Source organism: Tahibacter caeni, from assembly GCF_024609805.1.
Taxonomy (GTDB): domain Bacteria; phylum Pseudomonadota; class Gammaproteobacteria; order Xanthomonadales; family Rhodanobacteraceae; genus Tahibacter; species Tahibacter caeni.
Map to the genome: position 1 here is coordinate 1 of NZ_JANFVR010000261.1, position 6,927 is coordinate 6,927.

Annotated in this window: 9 protein-coding genes; 3 read left to right on the top strand and 6 right to left on the bottom strand. The window is 69.3% G+C overall.

All coding sequences use genetic code 11. The features are described from left to right. Nucleotides 1-268: 268 nt before the first annotated feature. Nucleotides 269-982: a CsgG/HfaB family protein gene (locus NON22_RS18025; RefSeq protein ID WP_257388335.1), complete on the bottom strand. Its 714-nt coding sequence runs from the start codon at nucleotides 980-982 to the stop codon at nucleotides 269-271. 481 nt (nucleotides 983-1,463) lie between these two features. Here NON22_RS18025 and NON22_RS18030 point away from each other — a divergent pair, with 481 nt between their 5' ends. The 3 genes from NON22_RS18030 to NON22_RS18040 all read left to right on the top strand — a co-directional run bounded on the left by NON22_RS18030 (nucleotide 1,464) and on the right by NON22_RS18040 (nucleotide 3,089). Then, a complete protein-coding gene (locus NON22_RS18030) occupies nucleotides 1,464-1,700 on the top strand; it encodes a hypothetical protein (RefSeq protein WP_257388336.1) in 237 nt (78 codons plus the stop codon). 119 nt (nucleotides 1,701-1,819) lie between these two features. Beyond that, complete coding sequence (locus NON22_RS18035; protein WP_257388337.1) at nucleotides 1,820-2,170, top strand: ArsC/Spx/MgsR family protein; 351 nt, start codon at nucleotides 1,820-1,822, stop codon at nucleotides 2,168-2,170. Nucleotides 2,171-2,177: 7 nt separating this feature from the next. Beyond that, nucleotides 2,178-3,089 carry a LysR family transcriptional regulator gene (locus NON22_RS18040; protein WP_257388338.1) on the top strand — a complete coding sequence of 304 codons (912 nt, stop codon included), beginning with the start codon at nucleotides 2,178-2,180 and terminating at the stop codon, nucleotides 3,087-3,089. A gap of 34 nt (nucleotides 3,090-3,123) precedes the next feature. Here the strand turns inward: NON22_RS18040 and NON22_RS18045 are convergent, their stop codons facing one another. The 5 genes from NON22_RS18045 to NON22_RS18065 form a co-directional block, all read right to left on the bottom strand. After that, nucleotides 3,124-3,936, bottom strand: coding sequence for an amidohydrolase (locus tag NON22_RS18045; RefSeq protein ID WP_257388339.1), 813 nt, complete (start codon nucleotides 3,934-3,936; stop codon nucleotides 3,124-3,126). A gap of 21 nt (nucleotides 3,937-3,957) precedes the next feature. Further along, nucleotides 3,958-5,103: a pyridoxal phosphate-dependent aminotransferase gene (locus NON22_RS18050; protein WP_257388340.1), complete on the bottom strand. Its 1,146-nt coding sequence runs from the start codon at nucleotides 5,101-5,103 to the stop codon at nucleotides 3,958-3,960. Between the two features lie 53 nt (nucleotides 5,104-5,156). Continuing rightward, a complete protein-coding gene (locus NON22_RS18055) occupies nucleotides 5,157-6,281 on the bottom strand; it encodes an AI-2E family transporter (protein ID WP_257388341.1) in 1,125 nt (374 codons plus the stop codon). Further along, nucleotides 6,278-6,547 (bottom strand): hypothetical protein, encoded by a 270-nt coding sequence (locus NON22_RS18060; RefSeq protein WP_257388342.1) that lies wholly within the window; start codon nucleotides 6,545-6,547, stop codon nucleotides 6,278-6,280. Before NON22_RS18060 ends, NON22_RS18055 begins: the two co-directional genes overlap by 4 nt. Then, the coding region (locus NON22_RS18065) for a hypothetical protein (RefSeq protein ID WP_257388343.1) at nucleotides 6,519-6,927 on the bottom strand (409 nt) is incomplete at its 5' end. The genes NON22_RS18065 and NON22_RS18060, both read right to left, overlap by 29 nt.

Consider the following 6,927-nt stretch of genomic DNA (forward strand, 5'->3'; position numbering starts at 1 on the left):
GGCGGCAACCGTCCGGGCGGCGGCAACCGGCCTGGCGGAAATCGTCCGGGCGGCAATCGCCCCGGCGGCGGCGGTGGCGGTCGTCCGCCCGGCGGCAACCGCGGCAATCGCGGCGGCGGCCCGCGCGGCGGCAATCGCTGAGCGTTCCCTGCCCGGCTCCGGCGGCCTCGTGCCGCCGGATCGCAACTCGGATCGGGCCGGCGCCGGCCCAGGATCAAAAAAAACCCCGCCGATGGCGGGGTTTTTTCGTTGCGGCGGCGGACCGGACTCAGTCGAGCTTGAGCGACTTCTTCGTGCGCTCGCGACGGCCGGATTCCTTGGCCTGGTATTCGTTTTCACAGCCGTTGCGCTCGACCATCACGCAGTCGAGGTACTCGCTGATCTCCACGAGCGCGGCGCGGATCGCCTTGCCGGCCGGCGTGTTCTTTTCCGACGCGAGATTGCCACCGAAACCGCCGCGATAGACGCCGACGGCGACGCCACCGCCCGAGGCGCGGCCTTCGATCGTGCGCGAGTATTCGATGTCGCCGGTGCTCGTGTTGACCACGCGCACGTCCACGGCGAGGTAGGCGTCGCTCTTCTTGCCGCCGAGCGAGATGCCCTTGAAGCTGATGCCGCCGCCGGTCGACGCGGTGTTTTCCTCGTAGGCCGTCACGGTACCCATGACGAGATAGTCGGCGCCGGTGACCTTGCCCATCTTGGCGCCGGTGCCCGAACGCACGCGGCCCGATGCGGCCAGGTTCTGTTCCTCGAGCACCTTGTCGAGCTTGGCGCGCTCCACGATCGTGAAGTTGCCGCTCGATCCGAGCTCGTTGGAGAGCATGCCCGAGAGCTCCCAGCCCACTCCGCCACGCCACCAGCCGGCGCCGGACTCGTTCTTGAACTCGGCCACGCCGATCGCGATCTTGCCGGCGGCCAGCACCGGGCTAGCCGCGAACGCCCCGGCAAACGCCAGCGCCACACCCAGAACCCACTGTTTCATTTCCCTGCTCCTCGAATCATGCGGAAAAGTACGGCTGCCCCCTGCCGCCCTGCGGTACCGGCCGTCGGCCGGCTCCGCGCAAGCAGGTGAATCGTCCGCTGGACGAACGGCGCCATTCTAGCGACGCCGCCCCAGCCCTCGCCAGCGATCTGCGGCCGCGACGACATGCCTGAACGCGGCGGGGCGACGGACCCGAACACGGCGCGCCGTCCGGAACTGGTATACGCAAAAGCACGCGCAAAGACGTCACGGCCGCCGCTGCCGCACCGGCCGGCGGAACGGCCGCGGCGTGCGCCGAACCGTTGCCGAACTGAAATATTTATATACTTTTTATCATCGCCCCGGCATGCCGCCGCCGCGGAACTTCGGCGTCGGCGCACTGTCTCCTCGCCCGTTAACCGGCCCGCAACCTCGCGTTAACCGGATCTCCACGGCGCCTGCGTATGCTCTGCGCTCCGCTCCACCCATAGGGACTTGAACTATGCGCACATTGCGCACTTTGGAAACCCGCGTGCTCGGCTACGCGATCGAGCGCATCGACGAGCGCGACCACCTCGGCACGGTCCGCGCGACCTGGTATGAAGTGCTCTGCCCGCAACACGGCAACGTGCTCGGAAGCGGCGAAACGCGCGCTGACGCCGAACGCATCGTGATCCGGCGCGAGCTCGAACAGGCGCGCCGCGCACTGCCGCTGAACGCTTCGGTCCGCGCCGCCTGAGGCGGTGCCGGCGCCGGATTCACCACACTCTCCGACGACGGCAGCCCTGCGCTGCCGCGGCTTGCCGCCGGCGCGGCGGAGCGGCACAGTGTCGCGTCTCTTCCGTCGCGCCGCCCCGCATGACCGACTGCACCGTCTACTACAACCCGGCCTGCTCCAAATGCCGCGCCCTGCTCGTCCTGTTGCAGGAGCGCGGCATCGCAGCGCGCCTCGTCGACTACCTCCGGACGCCGCCGTCGGCGCAGGAGCTGGCCGACCTCGTACGCCGGCTCGGCGATGCGGCACCGCAGCTGCTGCGCCGCGACGATTCCGACTACGCCGGGCTGGGCTGGGGCGAACGCGAGCCGGCGGCGGCCGACGTCGCCGCCGCGTTGCAGCGCTTCCCGCAGCTCCTGCAGCGTCCCGTCGTCGTCCGCGGCGAACGCGCCGTGGTCGCGCGGCCGCCCGAACTCGCGCTCGACCTGTTCTGAGGCGCGCATGGACAAGCTGCAGGCCATGCAATTGTTCGTCCGCGTCGTCGACTCGGGCAGCTATACCGCCGCGGCCGACCAGATGGAGATCTCCCGGGCGCTCGCGAGCAAGCTCGTACAGTCGCTCGAAGACCAGCTCGGCGTGCGCCTGCTGCACCGGACCACGCGCAAGCTCAGCCTGACCGAGGCCGGCGAACGCTATTACCAGCGCGTCAGCGAAATCCTCGGCAGTCTCAATGAGGCCGAAGCGCTCGCGGCCGAACTTCAGGCCGACCCGCGCGGCCGCCTGCGCGTCTCGGCGCCGATGTCGTTCGCGATCCACCACCTCGGCGCCGCCGTCGCCGAGTTCCAGCAGCGCCATCCGCGCATCGAGCTCGAGCTCACCTTGAACGACCGCCAGGTCGATCTCGTCGAGGAAGGCTTCGACATGGCCGTGCGCATCGCCAAGCTGGCCGACTCCAGCCTCGTCGCGCGGCGCATCGCGCCCTGCCGCATGCTGCTCGCGGCCAGCCCCGACTATCTGCGCCGCGCCGGCGAGCCGCAGCATCCGCAGGATCTCGCCGCGCACAATTATCTGAGCTACACCCTCGCCGCGCGCCGCGACGAGATCGTGCTCGTCAACGATACCGAGCGCGAGACCGTGAATCTCAACGGCAGCCTGCGCGTCAACAACGGCGACGTGATCGCCTCGGCCGCAGCGGCCGGACTCGGCTTCTGCATATCGCCGAGCTTCCTGATCTGGCAGCGGCTGCAGCGCGGCGAACTCGTACAGCTGCTGCCGCAGTGGCAGATCCCGGAAATCGCCGTGCATGCGGTCTATCCGGCCGGACGCACCCTCCCGGCGAAGACGCGCAGCTTCATCGACTATCTGGTCGAGCGTTTCGGCCCCGAGCCCTACTGGGACAGGCCGCCGCACTGAAGCCCCGGCGCCCGCCGGCGCCGGGAACAACGGATCAGGCCTCGATCTCGAACACGTCGGCGTCCATCCAGGCCGGGAAACGCTCGCGATGCGCCGCGAGCGCGGCCGGATCCAAGGTGACCGTCACGACGATCTCCGCGGCGCCGAGTTCGACCAGCGGCTGGCCGAGGAAATCCAGTACGGCGCTGTCGCCGGCATAGGGCAGACCGTTGCCGTCGGTGCCGACGCGGTTCACGCCGACGCAGTAGCTCAGGTTCTCGATCGCGCGCGCGCGCAGCAAAGTCTGCCAGGCATAGCGCCGCGCGCTGGGCCAGTTCGCGACGAACAGCACGAGGTCGTAGTCGAAGCGGTCGGCCACGCTCTTGCCGTAGCGGTTGCGTATCCAGACCGGGAAGCGCAGGTCGTAGCAGACCAGCGGGCAGATGCGCCAGCCGTTCAACTCGACGATCAGGCGCTGCTCGCCGGCGGCGTAGCGTTCGTGTTCGCGCGCCATGCGGAACAAGTGGCGCTTGTCGTAGACCGCGCGGCTGCCGTCGGGCCGCATCCAGACCAGACGGTTCACGCACTTCTCTCCGACGCGCGTGACCAGACTGCCGGTGACCACGGCGCCGACGTCGGCGGCGAGCGCCCGCAGCCAGCGCAGGTTCTCGCCGTCCATGGTCTCGGCGTTGGCCAGGGTCTCGTTCGTGAAGCCGCTCGTGAAGGTCTCCGGCAGCACGATCAGGTCGGTGCTGCCCCGCAGGCGGTGCACGAGATCGCCGTAGTAGCTGCGGTTGGCCGCAGCGTCGTGCCAGCGCGTGTCGCCCTGGACCAGGGACACGCGCAGCGGTCGTATCGGTTCGGACATGCGGAATCGGGCTCCCGGGTTTCAGAGGCGCACGAGACGTTCGGCCGCAGCGGCCAGGGTCGCGTCGCTCTTGGCGAAGCAGAAACGGATGATGCGCGCGTCGGGCGCGGTCTCGTAGAACGCCGACACCGGAATCGCCGCGACTCCGGCTTCCTGCACGAGCCATTCGCAGAAATTCAGGTCGTCCTTGTCGCTGATCGCCGAATAGTCGACGAGCTGGAAGTACGCGCCGCCGACCGGCAGCAGGCGCAGACGCGACGGCGCCAGCAGCGCGCGGAAATGGTCGCGCTTGTGCTGGTAGAACGCCGGCAGGTCGAGGTAGTGCTGCGGATCCTTGGCCAGCACCTCGGCGAACGCCCATTGCGCCGGGCCGAACGTGCAGAACGTCAGGTACTGGTGCACCTTGCGGAATTCCGCGCTCAGCGCGCGCGGCGCGATGCAGTAGCCGACCTTCCAGCCAGTGCAGTGATAGGTCTTGCCGAACGAGCTCACGACGAAGCTGCGTTCGGCCAGTTCCGCGTGGCGCAACACGCTCTGGTGCTGGGCGCCGTCGAACACGATATGTTCGTAAACCTCGTCGGACAGCACGAGGATTTCCGTGTCGCGCGTGATTTCGGCCAGTGCGTCGAGATCGGCCGCGCTGAACACGGCGCCGGACGGATTGTGCGGGCTGTTGACCATGATCAGCCGCGTGCGCGGCGTGATCGCGTCCTTGAGGCGCTGCCAGTCGACCGAGAAGTCGGGCAGGTTCAACGGCACGTGGATCGCGCGGCCGCCGACGAGGTCGATGGCCGGCTCGTAGCTGTCGTAGCACGGGTCGAGCACGATGACTTCCTCGCCGGGACGCACGACCGCGGCGATTGCCGCGAACAGCGCCTCGGTCGCGCCGGAGGTCACCGTGACTTCGGTGTCGGCGTTGACCTTGCGGCCGTACAGCCGCTCGGTCTTCAGCGCGATCTGCTCGCGCAGCGGAGCCACGCCGGTCATCGGCGCGTACTGGTTCCTGCCGCCGTTCATCGCCTCGGCGAGCGCGTCGCGCAGCGACTGCGGACCGTCGAAATCGGGGAATCCCTGGCCCAGATTCACCGCGTTGTGCTGCTGCGCGAGCTGGCTCATCACGGTGAAGATGGTCGTGCCCACCTTCGGCAGCTTGGTCTGGATCTGCATCGTCTACCCGTTTGGACGTCCAAATGGACGCCGATGGTAGCACGCGTGCCTGCTCAGCTGAGCAGGCGCGCGAACCAGTCCCAGCCCTCGACGCGCTGGCAGACGATCTTCAGTGCGACCAGCAGCGGCACGGCGACGACGATGCCGATCGCGCCCCAGAGAAAACCCAGCAGCATGAGCCAGACCAGGATCATCAGCGGGTCGAGCTGCAGGCGCCGGCCCAGCACCAGCGGCGTCAGGAACTGCCCTTCGATGATGACCAGGGCGGCGAACAGGCTGGCCGGCGTCAGCGCCGCGCCGAATTTCGGGTAGGTCAACAGGCCGAGCAGCACGAACAGCACGGTCATGCACAGCGGACCGAAGTACGGAATGAAATTCAGCAACAAGGCCAGCACGCCCCAGAGCGCCGGATCGGGAATGCCGCAGGAGAACGCGATCAGGGTCGCGCCGGCGCCGACGAGCGTGTTGATCGTGGTCGTCGTGAACAGATAGCGCGAAATCTCGTGCTGCATGACGCGGACGATGTCGATCGTGTTGCGCCGCGACGCGAACGATCCGTTCAGGCCGGCGATGCGGCGCAGCAGGTCCTCGCCGTAGACGAGCAGGAAATACACGAGCAGGACGATGCCGAACAGGCTCACGACGAGCCGCGGCGCCGCGGCCACCGCATCCCAGACGTCGAACAGCACCGGCGACGGCGTGCCGGCGGCGCGCGCGCCGGTCAGGTTCTGCGTCGCGCGGCCGGCGGCCTCGATCTGCTGCGTGACCGCGCGCATGCGCGGCGTCAGCAGCCGCGCCGCCTCGGGCGCGCGCTCGATCCAGTGCTGCGCCGGCTCGGCGACGGCCACTGCGACGAGCGCGACGGCGGCCAGCCCCGTGCCGAGGACGAGCATCGCGACGAGCGCGCGCGGCAGCCAGCGCCGGGTCAGGCTTGCAACGAGCGGATTCAGCGACAGGGCCAGGAACAGCGCGAGCAGCACCGGCACGACCAGCGCCTTGGCCAGATACATGACCGCGAGCGTTGCGAGCAGGGACAGCCAGACCAGGGTCAGGCGCAGCGACGCGAGCTGGCGCTGCTGGCGCGCACTGCCGATTCGCTCGTCCTCGCCGACGGCGGGTTCGCCCGCCTGCGGCGCTATCCAGTGCCACTGCATCTGCCACCAGCGCGGTGGATTCATTCGTCGGACTCCTGCGCCGCCAGCAGCGGCAGCAAGCGAGTGAGGGCGAACTTGCCGAGGCCGATCAGGGTGCTGCCGCGCAAATGCCGCGGCAGTACCATGAGCAGGAAGCCGCCCGCCAGGCCGACGCCGATCAGGAGCTTCGGCGACAGCGCGCGCGCCAGGCGCTTGAGGTCGCGGCGCTCGGCGTCGGCCGCCTGCAGGGCCGCGTCCAGGCGCCGCGCCGAGGCATCGACTTCAGTCTGCAGACTGCTGATCCGTCCCATCCTGCGGCTCGCTCTTTTCCAGCCAATAGACGATGCGCCGGCGCGACTCGGCGAAGCTCGCCGCGCGCACGGCGCGGCGTAACAACACGCCGCCGACACCGAGCACGGCCGCGCTGAACGCGCCGAGCCAGAGCAGCGCCGCGGCGACCGAACCGGTCCAGCGGTACAACAGCAATGCCGCCGCGCCCCAGACCGTGGCCAGCAGGAACACTCCGCCGACGGCGACGACGGCGAGCCAGACCAGCGCCTGCGGCAATGCGACGCGGGCCAGCCGCGCCTCGGCGCGCAGCAGCGCCAGGCCGGCGTCGCGCAGTTCCCCGCCGAGGTCCAGCCAGCGGCCGATACGGGCGAACAGGCCGCGCCGGAGACGCCGCCGGCGG

Bases quoted from the DNA above. Each gene is read 5' to 3' on its own strand.
- NON22_RS18035 (WP_257388337.1), top strand. From the start codon at position 1,820: ATGACCGACTGCACCGTCTACTACAACCCGGCCTGCTCCAAATGCCGC.
- NON22_RS18045 (WP_257388339.1), bottom strand. From the start codon at position 3,936: ATGTCCGAACCGATACGACCGCTGCGCGTGTCCCTGGTCCAGGGCGAC.
- NON22_RS18055 (WP_257388341.1), bottom strand. From the start codon at position 6,281: ATGAATCCACCGCGCTGGTGGCAGATGCAGTGGCACTGGATAGCGCCG.
- NON22_RS18040 (WP_257388338.1), top strand. From the start codon at position 2,178: ATGGACAAGCTGCAGGCCATGCAATTGTTCGTCCGCGTCGTCGACTCG.
- NON22_RS18030 (WP_257388336.1), top strand. From the start codon at position 1,464: ATGCGCACATTGCGCACTTTGGAAACCCGCGTGCTCGGCTACGCGATC.
- NON22_RS18025 (WP_257388335.1), bottom strand. From the start codon at position 982: ATGAAACAGTGGGTTCTGGGTGTGGCGCTGGCGTTTGCCGGGGCGTTC.
- NON22_RS18050 (WP_257388340.1), bottom strand. From the start codon at position 5,103: ATGCAGATCCAGACCAAGCTGCCGAAGGTGGGCACGACCATCTTCACC.
- NON22_RS18060 (WP_257388342.1), bottom strand. From the start codon at position 6,547: ATGGGACGGATCAGCAGTCTGCAGACTGAAGTCGATGCCTCGGCGCGG.